Consider the following 17,192-nt stretch of genomic DNA (forward strand, 5'->3'; position numbering starts at 1 on the left):
TTTGCACTATCTTAAACTCGTTGTTTACTGTTTTCTTTTAAGATCATGTGAACAGCGTCCGCAACGGAATCTACAACATATCTTGCCTCTTTTTTAACATCTTCATGAGCGGTTGCCATCGCAAAGCTGTTGGGAGTTAAACGAAACATCGGAATATCGTTATAGGAGTCACCAATACACGCTATTTCTTCTGGCTTTAAGGAAAGTTCATTAAGAAGTTTGGTTATCGCGTTTCCTTTGCTGATTTGTTTTGGCATAATATCTAGAACATGTTTTTCGGAGATGAATAAATCAACTTCATCCTTAAATTCAGTTGATAATCTTTTGTAACTTTCAATAATGTCATTTTCAAAACCAATCAACGTAATTTTAGAAGGTTTTATTACAGATAATTTCGAACCGATTTCAGGGTCGATGATGATAGGGTGGAACATTCTTTGTTGAACCCCTTCAACATACTCATTGTGTTCATGAGTGTAATTTGTGTCATAGCTACAGACAATCGTAACAAACTTTGGATTCAAAACACGCTGGTAAATATCCTCAGCGACCTCAGTTGTAAAGGTACGAGAGAAAATAGAACGATTATCAATAGTTGATGCAAATGCGCCATTTTGGCTAATCCGATGAAACTGTTGCCCAATTGATTTTAATACCTCGTTTATTTCAATATCCATTCTACCCGTAGCAATACTAATTTGTAGTCCTTCTTGAACAGCTTGTTGTAAAGCTTTTGCATCTTCTTGCTTAACAGTGTTGTCCTCTCGAAGTAGAGTTCCATCTAAATCACTTACGATCATTTTAATCAATGAATACACCTCCATTATTATGTAGGTAAAATACAATATTTGTTTATTATACATGAAATGGTTTAAGGATTGATAACATTAAGGTATGAATTTGTAAAAATGGTACATGAGAATAATAATTCTGCAAGTGAAAAAGATTCTCAATTTTCTATTTTAGAATGATTATAAACTTTCCAGTTGAAACCGCTTGATTCCTATGCTATACTCTTTGTGTAGAAGGTTAGGTTGTATAGACAGGATTGTTTCAACCCACTAAAAAAATAATATCATACATAAAGTTACATTTACGTGTTACTGATTCGATCAGGCATGAGTAAAGAAACGGTAAAAGCTATAGAAAGGATATGCTATCTATGTCTATAGTTGTTATTGACTTTCTCTTCTCATGCCTTTTTATATTTTATCTGGGTGCTAACAAGTATTCTTTCTTTACATATCTACCGAAAACGTACAAATACTACTAGTATGTATTACCCATAGGGTCTAAATAATTGGAAAAGGGGAATTTAACATGGCAGAAAAAACGTATAAAATTACAAGCGATTCAGGAATACACGCACGTCCAGCTACACTATTAGTACAGGCGGCTGGGAAGTATAATTCAGATGTTCAACTAGAGTATAACGGAAAGTCAGTTAATCTTAAGTCTATTATGGGAGTAATGTCCCTCGGTATCGCTAAAGGTGCTGAAGTGAAAATTGTTGCTGAAGGTTCTGATGCAGATGAGGCTATAGCTAATTTAACGGATATTATGGTTAAAGAAGGACTTGGTGAATAATGTCTAACGTGATCAAGGGAATTGCGGCTTCAGCAGGAATTGCAATCGCAAAAAGCTTTCGCTTGGAGCATCCTGATTTGACAGTTGAGAAACAAACGATTAGTGATAAGGATGCTGAAATTAAGCGTTTCGAAGAAGCATTAAACAAATCTAAAGAAGAACTAGAAGTAATCAAGAATCGTGCAAATGAAGAATTAGGGGAAGATAAAGCAGCTATTTTTTCCGCCCATCTTCTAGTTTTAAGCGACCCAGAGCTGATTAATCCGATTAAAGATAAAATTAACTCTGATTCTGTAAATGCTGAATTTGCGTTACAGGAAGTTGCTACTATGTTTATTACAATGTTCGAAGGCATGGACAATGAGTATATGGCAGAACGTGCGGCAGATATTCGTGATGTAACTAAACGTGTGTTAGCGCATTTACTAGGGGTAACAATTTCAAATCCAAGTATGATTTCGGAAGAAGTTATCATTATTGCAGAAGACTTAACACCTTCGGATACAGCACAACTAAATCGAAATTATGTAAAAGGGTTCACCACTGATATTGGTGGACGTACATCTCACTCAGCAATTATGGCAAGATCGATGGAGATTCCGGCCGTAGTTGGAACAAAAACGGTTACTACTACCATTGAAAATGGTGTAATGGTAATTGTAGATGGACTTGATGGGGATGTCATCGTTAATCCGTCTGAAGAGGTTTTAGCGCAGTACCGTCAAAAGAAAGAGCAGTATGAAGCACAAAAGGTAGAATGGGCTAAGTTGAAAAACGAAAAAACTGTTTCTAGTGACGGTCAGCATGTCGAACTTGCCGCGAATATCGGTACACCAGAAGATGTCAAAGGTGTACTTGAAAATGGCGGAGAAGGCATTGGACTCTACCGTACAGAATTTTTGTATATGGGTCGTGATCAGCTTCCTTCTGAAGAAGAACAATTTGAATCCTATAAAACTGTTCTTGAAAAAATGGAAGGCAAGCCTGTCGTAGTTCGTACGCTAGACATCGGTGGAGATAAAGAACTACCATATTTAAATCTACCGAAAGAATTAAATCCATTCTTAGGATTTAGAGCGATTCGTCTTTGTTTAGAGGAACAAGATATATTCCGTACCCAATTGCGTGCATTACTACGTGCAAGCACACATGGTAATTTAAAAATCATGTTCCCTATGATAGCGACTCTCGATGAGTTCAGACAAGCTAAAGCCATTTTACTTGAAGAAAAAGAAAAGCTTGTAGCTGCTGGAACAGCTGTATCCGATACGATTGAACTTGGGATAATGGTTGAAATACCCTCTACGGCTGTACTAGCAGATCAATTTGCAAAAGAAGTAGATTTCTTTAGTATAGGTACGAATGACCTTATTCAATATACAATGGCTGCAGATCGCATGAATGAGCGTGTGTCTTATCTTTATCAGCCATATTCACCATCCATATTACGCCTCATTTCCATGGTTATTGAAGCAGCACATAAAGAAGGTAAATGGGCAGGTATGTGTGGAGAGATGGCAGGCGATACAATTGCGATTCCTATTCTTCTAGGACTAGGGCTAGATGAATTTAGTATGAGTGCAACTTCAATACTACCTGCACGTACTCAAATTAAAAAGCTCTCTAAGGCTGAAATTGCAAGCTTTAAAGAAAAAATCCTATCTATGAGTACAACGGATGAAGTCGTCGATTTCGTAAAAGAAAAATTCATGAACTAAAAAAACGAGTCTAACCTGCTGAGAGTTAGACTCGTTTTCTCTATAAGTAAAAGATCATCGCTGTAACCTATAGCCCGGATTCCTACTTACTAAAAGGATTTCTCCATTCCATCAATAATCCATAATTACAGGATTCTTCATCTTCGAGATAATTGTCAATTAATTGGACGGGTGTACGTCCACAGCGCAACAAGAATGTAATGACCGGATCTTTAAGTTCACCTGTTAGAATTTTTTCAATATAGACATCCGCACTCATCTTTTCCGCATGTTTTGAATATCCGGAAATTCGTCCACCACCAACTAATCGTTCCAAATTTAACTGGACAACAACTTCATACATGGATTGCATTAACCACTTTCCAAGCCCGTATTTCCGAAACGCTGGACTGACACAAATATCAACGATGTATAATGTGTTACCATCCGGTGCGTGGTTTCGAATATATCCGTTATCTGTGATTTCCTCCCATGTATGTTGTGGATGTTTTGGATCAAAGTGGACAATTAGTCCAGTCATAGAACCACATATTCTCCCATCTATTTCAACACAAAGTGCTCCGAGAGGAAAGCGTGTAACATGATTATGTAGCTGTTCCTTATTCCACCATAAATCAGAAGGAAATGGGGGAGGAAAACTTTCTTGTTGAACGCGAATTAACTCATCAAAATCATTTTCAGTATAAGTCCGTATTACAGCCTTTTTTGGTATATTTTCATCAAATACATAGATGTCTTTTCGAAACAAGCTCATCACCTCACACCCCCATTTTACGTTACAATGGGAACGAAGAAAAGCACCACTTTCTTAATCTTAATGATAATTCTTTTCAAAATAAGAGTCTACAAGGCCTTCAATTATTGCAGGTTCAGGCTGTTCTCCAGTAAAAGTAAATGGAAGCTCTTGAATGAATTCGCCATCCCGATAGACATGTATTGCTCCTTTTTGATTTATTACACTGAATTCTGTTTCAAAACGAAAACCATCGCGGTCAATAGCACCCATGATTATATCTCCTTCCTCTGTAATCTTGTTTTTATTGTTCCAATTTAAATAGTAATAAGTACATATTTTTCTTGAAAATCGACAATTTAAGGATGAGGGGGTTTTTATGATGGTAGATAATACTCGCGATTATCATGAGCGTGACCCACATGTCGATGGACGATATGAAAATATAATCAATCATGATTTGGCTGGCGATAAAATAGGGATACGATCTGATGTGAATCTGGAAAACAGAGTCCAACCGAAAAATCCTTTTCAACTAAAGCCTAAAGTTGATAAGGAAATGAAGAAATTTCAGGATATGTTTGACTAAAGGAACACATGAAAAACCAGCAACCCGGTCAGAGTTGCTGGCTCTTTTATACAAAAAGTTAGTTTAGCACCAAGCTGCGCCAACGATGATTAGAAGAATGAACAGTACAACGATTAGCGCAAAGCCTCCGCCAAATCCATGGCCTCCATAACCATATCCACCATAGCCGTATCCACAGTAACCCATAATACATCTCCCTTTCTTTTTTATATGATAAAATCTCATTTTTTTAAAGAATTAATAACCTACATATGCGGCTCCAACAATGATCAATAGAATGAACAATACAACAATCAAAGCAAAGCCAGCTCCGAAACCTCCGCCGTGAGTTCCACTCATTTAGAACACCTCCATCTCTATTTGTTATATCCTATGGAAGTTGTTCATTTTTCGTAAGGTACAAATCCCCAATTTTCTTCAGTTTTTTAGACTATCGCCATTTTGAAATATGATATGATGATAATAAAAAAAACAAGGGGGACTTGGTGATGGTACATACTAATGGGTTAAATGAGAAAACAGTGGTAGGATTTATCGGTTTAGGTGTCATGGGAAAAAGCATGGCAGGTCATATTCTTGGTAAGGGACATAAAGTTCTTGTCTATACCCGTACGAAAGAAAAAGCTTCAGAGCTTGTTGAAAATGGGGCAATTTGGAAGCAGTCTGTCGCAGAACTTGCAAAAGAGGCAAACATAGTGATTACAATGGTTGGTTATCCCTATGATGTGGAAGAAGTCTATCTAGCAGAGGATGGTTTGCTCGCTCATGCAAAGGAAGGAACTTACTTTATTGATATGACCACTTCTACACCTTCATTGGCTAGTAAAATCTATAAATTGGCAAAGCAAAAGGGGATGTATGCCCTCGATGCGCCGGTGTCTGGTGGCGACGTTGGTGCAAAAGAGGCGAGATTAGCCATTATGGTCGGTGGTGATGAGCATGTCTTTGAGGCTTGTAGGCCAATTCTTGAAATAATGGGGCAAAACATTGTCTATCAAGGGCCAGCAGGCTCAGGCCAACATACAAAAATGTGTAACCAGATTGCAATTGCATCAAATATGATTGGGGTGGCGGAGGCTATGGTTTATGCGAAAAAATCTGGTCTTGACCCTGAGACTGTATTAAAAAGTATTTCATCCGGTGCGGCTGGGAGTTGGTCACTGAGTAATCTTGCACCAAGAATGATTGCAGATAATTTTGAGCCTGGTTTTTATATCAAACATTTTATCAAAGATATGGGAATTGCTCTGGAAGAAGCAAAAGCAATGGGAATGAAAACACCAGGCCTAGAACTTGCAAAAGAAATGTACGATGAACTAGCCGAAAAAGGCGAAGAAAACAGCGGAACCCAAGCCATTTATAAATTGTGGAAGTAACAGGTATGTTCAAAGTCACTTCCCCATTGGTGCATAGGAAATCCTCTACGAGAAGAAAATAAGTAGGAAGATTTCTAAGGGGGTGCACGAACATGGCAAAGCGTAATAAGAAGAATGATCCTGAACAAAAAAATAAACAAGGCTTTGACTCAGCTGTAACAGACACTGAATTTGGTAAAGAGTTTGGTAGCGCAGCGGCAAACAGAGCACATAAGAAAAAAGCCAAAAAAGAAAAAGCTTCTAAAAATGATGGGAAATACGAAGGTGGACTTTAATAAGGAATCGACAAGTGTAACACGCTTGTCGATTTTTTACTATGTTTGGTTTAGAATTTTTAGAAAAAACATTGAATAATTTCAGTAAACAGTAGTAATATAGAATTATGTTTACATACCAACCGGTTAGTAAGTAGAGACGAGATGGGGGATGATGACAATAAATTTTTCTCATTCTAATAAGGTTATTGCACTCCAAGAAAAGGTAAACGCTTTCATGGTGGAATATATATATCCAAATGAAAAAGTGTATGAAGAACAATTAAATCAGCAAGATAACCGATGGACAGATGTACCACCTATTATGGAGGAGCTTAAGGAAAAGGCAAGAAAACAAGGATTATGGAATTTATTTCTTCCTGAAAGTGAGTACGGTGCTGGTCTTACAAATGTAGAATATGCACCACTTTGTGAAATCATGGGAAGATCTCTGATAGCACCAGAAGTTTTTAATTGCAATGCTCCAGATACAGGGAATATGGAGGTTCTTGTTCGTTATGGGACAAACGAGCAAAAGGAGGCTTGGCTAAAGCCATTATTAAATGGTGAAATCCGGTCTTGCTTTTCAATGACTGAACCAGATGTAGCTTCATCAGATGCAACTAATATAGAAGCAAGCATTGTTCGTGACGGAGATGAATATATACTTAATGGTAAAAAGTGGTGGTCTTCGGGGGCAGGTGACCCACGCTGCAAAATTTCAATATTTATGGGGAAAACAAATCCAAAAGGACCAACATATGAACAACAATCTATGATTCTCGTACCACTAGATACTCCCGGAGTGAAAATTGAACGTATGCTCCCAGTGTTCGGGTACGATCATGCTCCTCATGGTCATGCAGAAATTACATACGAAAATGTACGAATTCCTGTTACCAATATGATTTGGGGAGAAGGAAAGGGATTTGCTATTGCACAAGGCAGGCTGGGACCCGGTCGTATCCATCATTGCATGCGTCTAATTGGTGCAGCAGAACGCGCCCTTGAGCAAATGTGTAAACGAGTCAAGCGACGTACCACCTTTGGACGTGCCCTCGCTAGTCAAGGTGTGATCCAAGACTGGATTGCTACGTCTCGAATCGAAATAGAACAAGCTCGGTTACTCACAATGAAAGCAGCACATATGATGGATACGGTTGGAAACAAGGCCGCGAAAGCAGAAATTGCGATGATAAAAGTTGTCGCGCCAAGTATGGCTTTAAAAGTCATTGATCGTGCCATTCAGGCGTTTGGAGCTGCTGGGGTTTCTGATGATTTTCCATTTGCCGCACATTGGGCAAACGCTAGAACTCTACGACTTGCAGATGGGCCTGATGAAGTTCATAAAGCACAGATCGCCAAATTGGAGCTTAGAAAATACATTGACTAAAAATGAGGTGGGAGAATGAGAGTTCTAGAGATGTTCAGTTTAAAAGGAAAGACAGCGATTGTTACAGGTGGTGGAAGAGGGCTTGGTGAACAAATTGCAGAAGGATTTGCCGAAGCTGGCGCAAATGTTGTTGTTTGCTCAAGAAAACTTGAGGCTTGTATAGAAGTAAGAAACCGCCTAGAAGCGCTGGGTGTGAAATCACTTGCGCTCCAATGCGACGTAACAAATCCTCAGGATGTACAAAAAGTCGTTGAAGAGACAGTAAAAGCATTTGGCAAAATTGACATTCTAGTCAATAATAGTGGCGCAACTTGGGGTGCACCTGTAGTGGATATGCCGTTTGATGCGTGGGAAAAGGTGATGTCGGTTAATGTGAATGGCACATTTCTGATGAGCCAGGCCGTTGGTAAGGTGATGATTGAACAGAATGCTGGGAAAATCATTAATATTTCTTCAGTTGCTGGCTTAGGAGGGATTGACCCACGATTCATGGACACGATTGGTTACAATACGAGTAAAGGTGCGATTATAACTTTTACAAAGGATTTAGCTGCAAAATGGGGACCTCATAATATTAATGTAAACTCTATTGCCCCAGGCTTTTTCCCGACAAAGATGTCAAAAGTCACAATTGAAAGGGGGGGAGATTATCTCAAGGACGTGACTCCACTAAAACGCATAGGAACGAACAATGATCTAAAAGGAGTTGCGGTGTTCTTAGCATCAAGTGCTGCGGATTTTATTACTGGAGACACCATTATAGTTGATGGTGGTATGCATACTTCATAAAAGGGGGGGATTCATAACAACGAAAACTTAGGTGGAGCATACATGTTAAACATCTCAGAACCTCAGATTGTGAACAATCAAATTTTAGTTAATTTATTGGAGGGGTTTTACATGAGTGAGAGAGTATGGTTAAAGCATTATCCACCAACGTCAAATGCAGAGATAGAAATTCCAAACATGTCTTTAGGGCAGGTTCTCCAAGAAACTACAGCAAAAATTCCACAAAATGAAGCCATTATTTTTTACCACAAAAGAATGACTTACCAGGAATTATCTGGTATGGTTCACGTATTTACATCAGCTTTACAGGAAGCAGGCATCCAAAAAGGAGATCGGGTAGCGATTATGTTACCGAACTGTCCACAGTATGTGATCTCATACTATGGATCGCTAAATGCTGGCGCTATTGTCACACAGATTAATCCCCTACTAGTTGAAAGGGAACTGCAGTACATTTTGGCTGACTCTGGAGCTGAAACCATTGTTGTAATGGATACACTTTATCCAAGAGTAAAAGCTGTAAAACCACATACAAATGTGAAAACAATTATTACGGTTAGTCTACAGCCGACCGAAATGGAATTGTCATCTGACAAAACGTTTGAACAATTTATGCAATCTGCAACAGGAACAGTTACACCTGTTGATATAGAGCCTGAACATGACATCGCAGTTCTCCAATACACAGGTGGTACGACTGGGCGATCAAAGGGAGCGATGTTAACGCACCGAAATATAGTGGCCAACATTGTTCAATCCTATGAGTTTTTTAAAAGTGAAATTATGTTCGGGAAAGAGCGTTCTCTGACTGTCATACCACTATTCCATGTTTTTGGAATGACATCAGGGATGAATCTGTCCATTTTTGTTGGTGCAGCAAATACCCTTTTACCAAAATTTGATGTTGAAGAACTTCTTGAAACAATTAGTCGTGAACAACCAACGATGTTCCCTGGAGTTCCAACAATGTATGTTGCTTTAACTAATCATCCGAAGGCTTTAGATTATGATTTAAGTAGTATTCGAGTTTGTAATAGTGGTAGTGCACCAATGCCAGTAGAGCTTATGAAAGAGTTTGAACGAAAGACAGGGGCACTTATACTTGAAGGCTATGGGTTGTCTGAGGCATCTCCTGTAACCCATTGTAATCCAATTTTTGCAGAAAGAAAGCCAGGAAGTATTGGGATTGGAATACCAAATACGGACTATAAGGTTGTGGATGTGGCAACAGGTGGCAATGAGGTTCCCCCTGGTGACCTTGGAGAATTAATTGTCAAAGGTCCCCAAGTCATGAAAGGTTATTGGAATATGCCAGAAGAAACTGCTATTGCACTCCGAGATGGTTGGCTATATACAGGCGACATAGCAAAGATGGATGAAGAGGGTTATGTATATATAATGGATCGCAAAAAAGATATGATTATCGCAAGTGGTTATAATATTTATCCGCGTGATATCGAGGAAGTTTTATACGAACATCCTTCCGTTCAAGAAGCAGTTGTCATTGGTATCCCAGATGAGTATAGAGGCGAAACCGTCAAGGCATTTGTAGTTCTAAAACAAGGGAAAACGGCGTCTGACGAGGAGATTATTTCATTCTGTAAACAGCATTTGGCAGTATATAAGGTCCCTAAAATGCTGGAGTTTAGACAAGAACTTCCGAAAACAAATGTAGGTAAGATTTTAAGAAGAGTTCTACGTGAAGAGGTAATTCATCCAAAGTAAAGATATGATATAATCGTTTTCAAACAAACATGCAAGAGAGGAAACCTCATGAAGAACAAAATTACTGAACAAAGCATTCTACTTTTTCAAAAAAAAGGATTCTCTGAAACCTCTATACAAGATATTGTGGATGCTCTTGGAGTTACGAAAGGTACCTTTTATTATTATTTTTCAAGTAAGGAAGAGCTTTTGAAAGATATCCAATTAGGTTATATCAATGAGCTCCTAGAAGAACAGGAAGAAATCATTGCAAAGAAGGATATTAATTGTAAAACAAAGCTTTTTGAAATTCTTTATTTGCTGCTACGTAATATTGATAAGAACGGTGCAAGTGCAAAGGTGTTCTTCCGTGAGATGATTAATCTAAGCGATCAATATTTAGCTCAGATTATTCCGAAACGAGATCAGTTTCGCATTAACATCCAAGAAGTATTGCAAGAAGGCAAGAATCGGGGCGAATTCCGAAGTGATTTAAGTATTGATATTACTACATTTGGGATACTCGGAATGGTTAATTGGAGCTACCAATGGTTCAATCCAACAGGAACACTTTCAGAACAAGAAGTGGCGAACATTTATATTGATATGATTCTAAACGGTATTAATAGTAAATAGACTAGAAGGGAATCCCATCCAATCTATTGGGATTCCTATAAGATTAATTTTTTTATCATTTACATACCAACCGGTCAGTAAGTAATATTTTTGATAAAAGGGGGGGCGTTACCTGATGAATGAATTCTCCGATACCGTACCTGTAAGGAAGGGTGAGGAATTAGAGATTCCAAGGCTTGAGCATTTTTTACAAGAAAACCTCGAAGATTTGCCAGCTGGGAATTTAGAGATAAAGCAATTTGGGGCAGGTCACTCTAATCTCACCTATCAATTAAAAATAGATAATTGGGAGGCCGTTCTACGTAGGCCACCACATGGACCTGTTGCTCCAAAAGCCCATGATATGAAACGTGAATTTCAAATTTTAAATGAAGTACATACCTTGTATCCGTTAGCACCAAAGCCATTCTTATATTCAGATGATGAATCTATTGTGGGAAGTCCATTTTTTATTATGGAGAGAAAACGTGGAATTGTGTTAGATACCTCATTTCCTCCGAATGTAGCACCAAAGCCCCAACTTTGTCGCGACATATCTGAAAAAATGGTGGATAACCTTATTCGACTTCATGAAATTGATTATAAAGAAACAGGTCTTGTAAGAATGGCAAAGCCTGAAGGGTTTATGGAAAGACAGGTACAAGGTTGGATTACTAGATATGAACGAGCGAAGACAGACGATGTTACGGGTATCGAAACGCTAAAAAAGTGGTTAATTAACTCGATTCCTTTTTCAGCTGCACCGACTATCATTCACTATGATTACAAACTAAATAATATGATGTTTTCTGATAATTTGTCAGAAATGGTAGGGCTGTTTGACTGGGAAATGACAACAGTTGGTGATCCTCTAGCTGATGTAGGAGCTGCAATGAGTTACTGGATTCAAGCTAGTGATTCTGATTTATTGAAACAAGGGTTAGGAAAGCCACGTATTACTGTGCTGGAGGGCTTTTTGACGAGAGACGAATTCATCGAGCGATATGCTCAGAAAAGCGGTCGTGATGTTTCAGCAATGAATTTTTATTTATCGTTTGCTTATTTTAAACTTGCTGTAATTTGTCAGCAAATCTATTATCGCTATAAAAAAGGTCAAACAAGAGACCCTAGGTTTGCTCATTTTGGCATATTTATAAATGGTCTTATACAAACAGCAGTAGCTTCGACAAAGAGCTAAGAATATTTAATAAGGGGTGAATTCAACTGGATTCTGTAGATGTAAAATATAGAGGTTCGAGTTTTTTAGTTTCAAAGGTTAAAGATATATTCACTCCAGAAGACTTTACAGAAGAACATCGTATGATTGCTAAAGTAGCACAGCAGTTTGTCGAAAAAGAAGTTACACCTGTTATCGACGAAATCGAACAACAAGACTTCAATGTAGTTGTTTCGCTACTCCATAAGGCAGGAGATATTGGACTGTTGGCCCATAGTGTTCCGGAGCAATATGGGGGACTAGGGCTCGACAAAGTGAGCAAGGGTATCGTCGGGGAAATGATTGGTCGTACTGGTGCGTATGGAGTTGCACATTCAAACCACACTTGTATTGCCACACTACCAATCACCTATTTCGGTACGAAAGAGCAAAAGGAAAAATACTTACCAAAATTAGCGTCTGGACAATATATAGGCGCTTATTGCCTAACAGAGCCTGGGGCTGGGTCAGATGCCTTATCATCCAAAACGACAGCTGTTTTAAATGATACTGGAACTCATTACCTTTTAAATGGAACCAAAATATTTATTACGAATGCTGAGTTTTCCAATACGTTTATCGTGTACGCAAAGGTAGATGGTTCAAAGTTTACAGCATTTATAGTAGAAAGAGATTTTCCAGGATTATCGCTTGGACCCGAAGAAAAGAAAATGGGAATCAAAGGTTCATCAACGAGAACCGTATTCCTCGAGAATTGCTATGTACCGGTTGAGAATGTTTTGGGAGAAGTCGGAAAGGGACATGTTATTGCTTTGAATGTACTGAATTTGGGTCGTTTTAATCTAGGGTCAGCGTGCATGGGTGGTGCAAAATATGGTTTAGAGCTTTCTCTAACCTATTCAAATCAACGAGAGCAATTTGGTAGTAAGATATCTACATTTGGTGCTACAAGAGAAAAAGTGGCTTCGATGGCAACAAAGATATATGCAGCGGAGTCGCTTCAATATCGTACCGCCTTTTTACTAGAAGATGCCTTAGGAGGATTATATGAATCTAGTGATACTAAGTTAATTAGTAAGCGATTAATGGAATATGCAACAGAGTGTGCAATCTGTAAAGTCTATGGATCTGAAACCTTAGATTATATTGCGGATGAGGCTCTTCAACTTCACGGTGGAGCTGGATATATTAAGGAGTATACCATTGAACGCATGTATCGTGACTCTCGAATTAATCGAATTTTTGAAGGAACAAATGAAATCAATCGCTTAATTATTCCAACTCAGTTCTTAAAAAAGGTATTAAAAGGTAGGGTAAGTCTAGAGGAGGATGTTCAAAAGGCAGTTAAAGACTTACATTCACAACAACCTGAAACTAATTCTATACTAGGTAGAGAGCAGAATGCTATTACGCTTATCCGTAATCTTTTTTTGTATTGTACAGGAGTCTTATTTAAATCATATGGTTTTGAACTCAAGGGTGAGCAAGAAGCATTAATGAAGTTAGCAAATATAGGAATTCAATTATATGCATCTGAGTCGGTGGTGCTCCGCACACTGAAAGCCATTCAAAAAAATGGGGAGGAAAATGAGAAGGTCAAGATTTTATTCGCACAATCCTATATTGACGATGTTCTTCTTGATATTGAGACCGATGCAAAAAGATTGGTCACAGGTACACTAAAAGACGCTGAACTCAAGCAGAGTATGAAAATTATTAGTAATAATTTTGCAGATTTAGCAAGGTCTGGTGCCACACAGCGTAGACGTCAAATTGCTGATGTTTTAAATCAATATAATAGATATCCGATATAGGGAGGAATGTGAAATGAGAGCTATTCAATTTACAGAATATGGTGGACCTGAAGTCCTAAAACTTGTAGAGGTTGAACGACCAAAACCAAACGCAAATGAAGTCGTCATTGAAGTAAAAGCCATTGGCGTAAATTATGCAGATACGGCCCGTCGAGAAGGCCAATACGTAGTCAAAACAGAGCTACCATTTATACCTGGAGCAGAAGTAGCAGGTATTGTCGTGGAAATTGGTGATGAAGTGACTTCTGTCAAGGTTGGTGCTAGAGTTGTAACTCTACTCAATTCGAACGGATATGCCGAATATGCAGTTTCACATGAAAGAACGTTAATCCCTATCCCAGAAGGAGTGGACTTTGAAACTGCGGTGGCGCTTCCTTTACAGGGATTAAGTGCTTATCACATTATCAAAACAATGGGGAGACTTGAGGAAGGTGAGACAATCTTAATTCATGCTGCAGCGGGTGGTGTGGGGTTACTTGCTGTTCAATTAGCAAAACTCTTTGGTGCTGGAAAGGTTATCGCGACTGCTAGTACTGATGAAAAACTGACTCTTGCAAGGGATATGGGAGCAGATGAAATCGTTAATTATACTTCTTCAGATTGGGACAATCAAGTACTTTTTCTTACAGATGGAAAAGGGGTAGATGTAGCCCTTGAAATGGCCGGTGGGGACGTATTCAAGAAAACATTAGGATGCTTAGCCCCTTATGGTCGGCTAGTCATTTACGGAGTTGCTAGCGGTGAACAAAGTAGGATGTATCCATCAAGTCTGATGGCAAAGAATCAATCCGTAATTGGCTTTTTCCTCCCTCAAATTATGAGAAGAAAGGAACTTTTTCAAACTAGTTTAATTGAACTTCTACAATACGTAGGTAGTGGAAAGTTAAAATTAACAATTGGTGGTGTATACCCGCTTGATCAAGCCGCAATGGTTCACGAACAATTGCAGGGAAGAAAGACATTTGGAAAGCTCATTTTAACACCTTAAATTAAGGTTAGTACCCGGGTGCAGATTACCTGGGTTTTTTAATTTTTTGATAAATGTCGAAAAAGGCTCGGAATTTTGCCGAATTTTCTTTATAATAATAAAAACAGGTCATTCTACCTATGGATTACAACTTATCCCTAAATTAATGTAAAAGTATAGTAAAAATATGGTTATTAAACTGAAATTTTAGATTGATTTCGATTCTATATATATTAAAAAACTGAATGGGGGGAGGGGAATAAAATGAAGGTGAAAAATCAGTTAAGTCCTACAAAAAATAAAGCAGATGTTCAATTCCCTGTTAATCTCGTATTTACAGTGACGGTAAATGGAAAGATACTTTATGTTTCAAATCATTGTAATGATATCCTAGGTTACACAAGTGACCTATTAATTGGAAGTGCTATTAGGAATATTATACATAAAGATGACCGTTTCATGCTTGAAAGCAATTTATTTAATAAACAAGATCGTTCAACATGTGCACTTCGGATTATGAAGGCAAACAATGAATTTGTCTGGTTCGAAGCAAATGTTGAACCAATTTACACTTCTTCTTCTAGTGAATATGAAGAGGTTCTATTAAAAATGAGAGTACTGTTAGAATCTTCAAGTAGCCAGGTGAAAGATGCTTATCGTGATAATAACCAATTATCATCAGTCATACCGGAAGTAGATTTGTTGCAAAATAGGCTAATAGATATACCTATCTTAATCGATGAAGCACCTTTTCCAATCATTATTTGTAAATTAGGAAAAATTGTTTACATGAATAAAGAGGTAGTCTCATTATTGAACATTCAGAACCCCGCTGGAGAAATTGGACACACTATTTATTCGTTTATTGATGAAGAATTCCATACGGTCGTCGAAAAACGTATTGAGCAGCTTCGAAATGGGTTTCGATTAGGTACAATTGAGCAAAAGTGGAAAAGACAAAACAATGAAGAAATCATTGTTGAGGTAAAGGAAGTTCCCATACATATAAAGGATGAAATTTTTGAATACCTGGTCCTACATGATATATCTTCAAGGAAATCATTTCACGATATTATTCATAGAAGCCGAGAGCGATATCAACGAATTGTGCAAAATTCAATTGATACGATAGCCGTTATTTATCAGAATAACTGGGTCTTTATAAACGATTCTGGAGTGAAAATGTTTGGTGCAAATAGCTATACAGAAATGTTGGGAAGGAATATCTATACGTTTCTTCACCCTGAAAATCATGAACAGGTCAGGAGTTTTATTGAAATTGTCAATTCGGAAAAGAAAGAAGTGAATTTCAGTAAACAATCCTGGTATACATTACAAGGAAATCAGGTTTACACTGAGTTAATTGGAATTCCAACAACGTACTTTGGTGAAGCAGCGGTTCAAGTGATCATTCGTGATATTTCTGATCGAATAAAGGCTGAAGAATTAATGATTAAGTCTGAAAAGCTTTCTATAGCTGGACAGTTAGCTGCTGGCATTGCTCATGAAATTAGAAATCCACTAACTGCAATAAAAGGCTTTTTACAATTATTTAATGATGAATTTCATGGAAAACAAAATTACTTCGATATTATCTTTTCAGAATTAAATCGGATTGAATTAATCTTGAGCGAGCTATTGTTATTAGCAAAACCCTCAGAAACTAAATTTAAAAGTAAAGATATTCGAACAATTTTACGAGATGTTGTGACATTGCTTGAAACACAAGCAAATCTACAAAATATCCAAATTAATATAGAATTTGCGAATGATGAGTCAATTATTACTTGCGATGAAAATCAAATTAAACAAGTATTTATCAATTTAATTAAAAATTCTATTGATGCGATGGAGAATGGTGGAAGCATATTTATACGTACAATGGTTACTGAAGATTCCATTTATATTTTATTTATTGATGAGGGGTGTGGAATTCCGAAGTCTATTCTAGACCGTATTGGTGAACCATTCTATACAACAAAAGAAAAAGGAACCGGTCTTGGGCTTATGGTAAGCTATAATATTATTGAAAATCACAGAGGGGAAATTAAGGTCGATAGTAAAGAAAATGAAGGAACGACCTTCGAAATAAAGCTTCCACGAGTGAATGAAAAGGTGCAGTAAATGCTGCACCTTTTTTTACTTCTTAAAGTAAAAGAAATAGGCTAGCGTTTTTTGCGCTAGCCGTTTCGTTATTGTAAAAAATTATGTTTTGACAGTAACATATTATATTGATTGGTAAGTTCGATAAATGTTGATTCATCTTGGTCAATAAGTGATTGATCAATCTGTTTTAATAATTGTTGTTTTCTAAAGGAGGCCAGTGATTGGACGAGAACCATTTCGGCTACCTTTTCATACATTTCATCATCTGGCGTTTGAGAAACTACGACTACCTCATTCTTTTGCTCTTTGTTCAAATGGTCCATTACTTAATCACTCCTTTGTTTTTTTCGCTTATTTAAGGATTCAACTA

General features: G+C 37.7%; 19 protein-coding genes. 13 read left to right on the forward strand and 6 right to left on the reverse strand.

The window, feature by feature from the left end:
* Positions 1 to 11: 11 nt before the first annotated feature.
* Positions 12 to 800: an HAD family hydrolase gene (locus CZ490_RS03785; RefSeq protein ID WP_234987284.1), complete on the reverse strand. Its 789-nt coding sequence runs from the start codon at positions 798 to 800 to the stop codon at positions 12 to 14.
* Positions 801 to 1,320: 520 nt separating this feature from the next.
* Between CZ490_RS03785 and CZ490_RS03790 the strand changes: the two genes are divergently transcribed.
* On the forward strand, positions 1,321 to 1,587 hold the full coding sequence (locus tag CZ490_RS03790) for a phosphocarrier protein HPr (protein ID WP_077617635.1): 267 nt from the start codon (positions 1,321 to 1,323) through the stop codon (positions 1,585 to 1,587).
* On the forward strand, positions 1,587 to 3,305 hold the full coding sequence (gene ptsP, locus CZ490_RS03795) for a phosphoenolpyruvate--protein phosphotransferase (RefSeq protein WP_077617636.1): 1,719 nt from the start codon (positions 1,587 to 1,589) through the stop codon (positions 3,303 to 3,305). The genes CZ490_RS03790 and ptsP overlap by 1 nt, the downstream gene beginning before the upstream one ends.
* A gap of 82 nt (positions 3,306 to 3,387) precedes the next feature.
* Here ptsP and CZ490_RS03800 read toward each other — a convergent pair whose 3' ends face one another.
* Both CZ490_RS03800 and CZ490_RS03805 read right to left on the reverse strand, forming a co-directional pair.
* A complete protein-coding gene (locus CZ490_RS03800; protein ID WP_407639777.1) occupies positions 3,388 to 4,059 on the reverse strand; it encodes a GNAT family N-acetyltransferase in 672 nt (223 codons plus the stop codon).
* Between the two features lie 60 nt (positions 4,060 to 4,119).
* Positions 4,120 to 4,311, reverse strand: coding sequence for a DUF5370 family protein (locus CZ490_RS03805; protein WP_077617637.1), 192 nt, complete (start codon positions 4,309 to 4,311; stop codon positions 4,120 to 4,122).
* Positions 4,312 to 4,420: 109 nt separating this feature from the next.
* Between CZ490_RS03805 and CZ490_RS03810 the strand changes: the two genes are divergently transcribed.
* Positions 4,421 to 4,627: a hypothetical protein gene (locus CZ490_RS03810; protein ID WP_077617638.1), complete on the forward strand. Its 207-nt coding sequence runs from the start codon at positions 4,421 to 4,423 to the stop codon at positions 4,625 to 4,627.
* Between the two features lie 63 nt (positions 4,628 to 4,690).
* Here the strand turns inward: CZ490_RS03810 and CZ490_RS03815 are convergent, their stop codons facing one another.
* Both CZ490_RS03815 and CZ490_RS03820 read right to left on the reverse strand, forming a co-directional pair.
* Positions 4,691 to 4,813 (reverse strand): YjcZ family sporulation protein, encoded by a 123-nt coding sequence (locus tag CZ490_RS03815; RefSeq protein ID WP_077617639.1) that lies wholly within the window; start codon positions 4,811 to 4,813, stop codon positions 4,691 to 4,693.
* A 51-nt stretch (positions 4,814 to 4,864) separates the two neighbouring features.
* Positions 4,865 to 4,966 (reverse strand): YjcZ family sporulation protein, encoded by a 102-nt coding sequence (locus tag CZ490_RS03820; RefSeq protein ID WP_077617640.1) that lies wholly within the window; start codon positions 4,964 to 4,966, stop codon positions 4,865 to 4,867.
* A 149-nt stretch (positions 4,967 to 5,115) separates the two neighbouring features.
* Here CZ490_RS03820 and CZ490_RS03825 point away from each other — a divergent pair, with 149 nt between their 5' ends.
* From CZ490_RS03825 to CZ490_RS03870, 10 genes are all read left to right on the forward strand, one after another.
* On the forward strand, positions 5,116 to 6,003 hold the full coding sequence (locus CZ490_RS03825; RefSeq protein ID WP_077617641.1) for an NAD(P)-dependent oxidoreductase: 888 nt from the start codon (positions 5,116 to 5,118) through the stop codon (positions 6,001 to 6,003).
* A 92-nt stretch (positions 6,004 to 6,095) separates the two neighbouring features.
* Positions 6,096 to 6,278, forward strand: a complete 183-nt coding sequence (locus tag CZ490_RS03830) for a hypothetical protein (protein WP_077617642.1) — start codon at positions 6,096 to 6,098, stop codon at positions 6,276 to 6,278.
* A gap of 160 nt (positions 6,279 to 6,438) precedes the next feature.
* Positions 6,439 to 7,650, forward strand: coding sequence for an acyl-CoA dehydrogenase (locus CZ490_RS03835; protein WP_077620935.1), 1,212 nt, complete (start codon positions 6,439 to 6,441; stop codon positions 7,648 to 7,650).
* Positions 7,651 to 7,665: 15 nt separating this feature from the next.
* Positions 7,666 to 8,439 carry an SDR family oxidoreductase gene (locus CZ490_RS03840; protein ID WP_077617643.1) on the forward strand — a complete coding sequence of 258 codons (774 nt, stop codon included), beginning with the start codon at positions 7,666 to 7,668 and terminating at the stop codon, positions 8,437 to 8,439.
* 111 nt (positions 8,440 to 8,550) lie between these two features.
* Positions 8,551 to 10,164, forward strand: a complete 1,614-nt coding sequence (locus CZ490_RS03845) for a long-chain-fatty-acid--CoA ligase (protein ID WP_077620936.1) — start codon at positions 8,551 to 8,553, stop codon at positions 10,162 to 10,164.
* 48 nt (positions 10,165 to 10,212) lie between these two features.
* Positions 10,213 to 10,779, forward strand: coding sequence for a TetR/AcrR family transcriptional regulator (locus tag CZ490_RS03850; protein WP_077617644.1), 567 nt, complete (start codon positions 10,213 to 10,215; stop codon positions 10,777 to 10,779).
* A gap of 115 nt (positions 10,780 to 10,894) precedes the next feature.
* Positions 10,895 to 11,956 (forward strand): phosphotransferase family protein, encoded by a 1,062-nt coding sequence (locus CZ490_RS03855; RefSeq protein ID WP_077617645.1) that lies wholly within the window; start codon positions 10,895 to 10,897, stop codon positions 11,954 to 11,956.
* Positions 11,957 to 11,982: 26 nt separating this feature from the next.
* Positions 11,983 to 13,749 (forward strand): acyl-CoA dehydrogenase family protein, encoded by a 1,767-nt coding sequence (locus CZ490_RS03860; RefSeq protein ID WP_268762194.1) that lies wholly within the window; start codon positions 11,983 to 11,985, stop codon positions 13,747 to 13,749.
* Between the two features lie 13 nt (positions 13,750 to 13,762).
* On the forward strand, positions 13,763 to 14,737 hold the full coding sequence (locus CZ490_RS03865; RefSeq protein ID WP_077617647.1) for a quinone oxidoreductase family protein: 975 nt from the start codon (positions 13,763 to 13,765) through the stop codon (positions 14,735 to 14,737).
* A 243-nt stretch (positions 14,738 to 14,980) separates the two neighbouring features.
* On the forward strand, positions 14,981 to 16,840 hold the full coding sequence (locus CZ490_RS03870; protein ID WP_077617648.1) for a PAS domain S-box protein: 1,860 nt from the start codon (positions 14,981 to 14,983) through the stop codon (positions 16,838 to 16,840).
* A 68-nt stretch (positions 16,841 to 16,908) separates the two neighbouring features.
* On the opposite strand, the gene CZ490_RS03875 is transcribed toward CZ490_RS03870, so the two are convergent.
* Positions 16,909 to 17,145: an IDEAL domain-containing protein gene (locus CZ490_RS03875; RefSeq protein WP_077617649.1), complete on the reverse strand. Its 237-nt coding sequence runs from the start codon at positions 17,143 to 17,145 to the stop codon at positions 16,909 to 16,911.
* Between the last annotated feature and the right edge of the window lie 47 nt (positions 17,146 to 17,192).

Source organism: Litchfieldia sinesaloumensis, from assembly GCF_900156865.1.
GTDB lineage: Bacteria > Bacillota > Bacilli > Bacillales > Bacillaceae_L > Ferdinandcohnia > Ferdinandcohnia sinesaloumensis.

Bases quoted from the DNA above. Each gene is read 5' to 3' on its own strand.
- CZ490_RS03825 (WP_077617641.1), top strand. From the start codon at position 5,116: ATGGTACATACTAATGGGTTAAATGAGAAAACAGTGGTAGGATTTATC.
- CZ490_RS03840 (WP_077617643.1), top strand. From the start codon at position 7,666: ATGAGAGTTCTAGAGATGTTCAGTTTAAAAGGAAAGACAGCGATTGTT.
- CZ490_RS03790 (WP_077617635.1), top strand. From the start codon at position 1,321: ATGGCAGAAAAAACGTATAAAATTACAAGCGATTCAGGAATACACGCA.
- CZ490_RS03865 (WP_077617647.1), top strand. From the start codon at position 13,763: ATGAGAGCTATTCAATTTACAGAATATGGTGGACCTGAAGTCCTAAAA.
- CZ490_RS03815 (WP_077617639.1), bottom strand. From the start codon at position 4,813: ATGGGTTACTGTGGATACGGCTATGGTGGATATGGTTATGGAGGCCAT.
- CZ490_RS03805 (WP_077617637.1), bottom strand. From the start codon at position 4,311: ATGGGTGCTATTGACCGCGATGGTTTTCGTTTTGAAACAGAATTCAGT.
- CZ490_RS03870 (WP_077617648.1), top strand. From the start codon at position 14,981: ATGAAGGTGAAAAATCAGTTAAGTCCTACAAAAAATAAAGCAGATGTT.
- CZ490_RS03820 (WP_077617640.1), bottom strand. From the start codon at position 4,966: ATGAGTGGAACTCACGGCGGAGGTTTCGGAGCTGGCTTTGCTTTGATT.
- CZ490_RS03855 (WP_077617645.1), top strand. From the start codon at position 10,895: ATGAATGAATTCTCCGATACCGTACCTGTAAGGAAGGGTGAGGAATTA.
- CZ490_RS03810 (WP_077617638.1), top strand. From the start codon at position 4,421: ATGGTAGATAATACTCGCGATTATCATGAGCGTGACCCACATGTCGAT.
- CZ490_RS03850 (WP_077617644.1), top strand. From the start codon at position 10,213: ATGAAGAACAAAATTACTGAACAAAGCATTCTACTTTTTCAAAAAAAA.
- CZ490_RS03830 (WP_077617642.1), top strand. From the start codon at position 6,096: ATGGCAAAGCGTAATAAGAAGAATGATCCTGAACAAAAAAATAAACAA.
- ptsP (WP_077617636.1), top strand. From the start codon at position 1,587: ATGTCTAACGTGATCAAGGGAATTGCGGCTTCAGCAGGAATTGCAATC.
- CZ490_RS03785 (WP_234987284.1), bottom strand. From the start codon at position 800: ATGATCGTAAGTGATTTAGATGGAACTCTACTTCGAGAGGACAACACT.
- CZ490_RS03845 (WP_077620936.1), top strand. From the start codon at position 8,551: ATGAGTGAGAGAGTATGGTTAAAGCATTATCCACCAACGTCAAATGCA.
- CZ490_RS03875 (WP_077617649.1), bottom strand. From the start codon at position 17,145: ATGGACCATTTGAACAAAGAGCAAAAGAATGAGGTAGTCGTAGTTTCT.
- CZ490_RS03800 (WP_407639777.1), bottom strand. From the start codon at position 4,059: ATGAGCTTGTTTCGAAAAGACATCTATGTATTTGATGAAAATATACCA.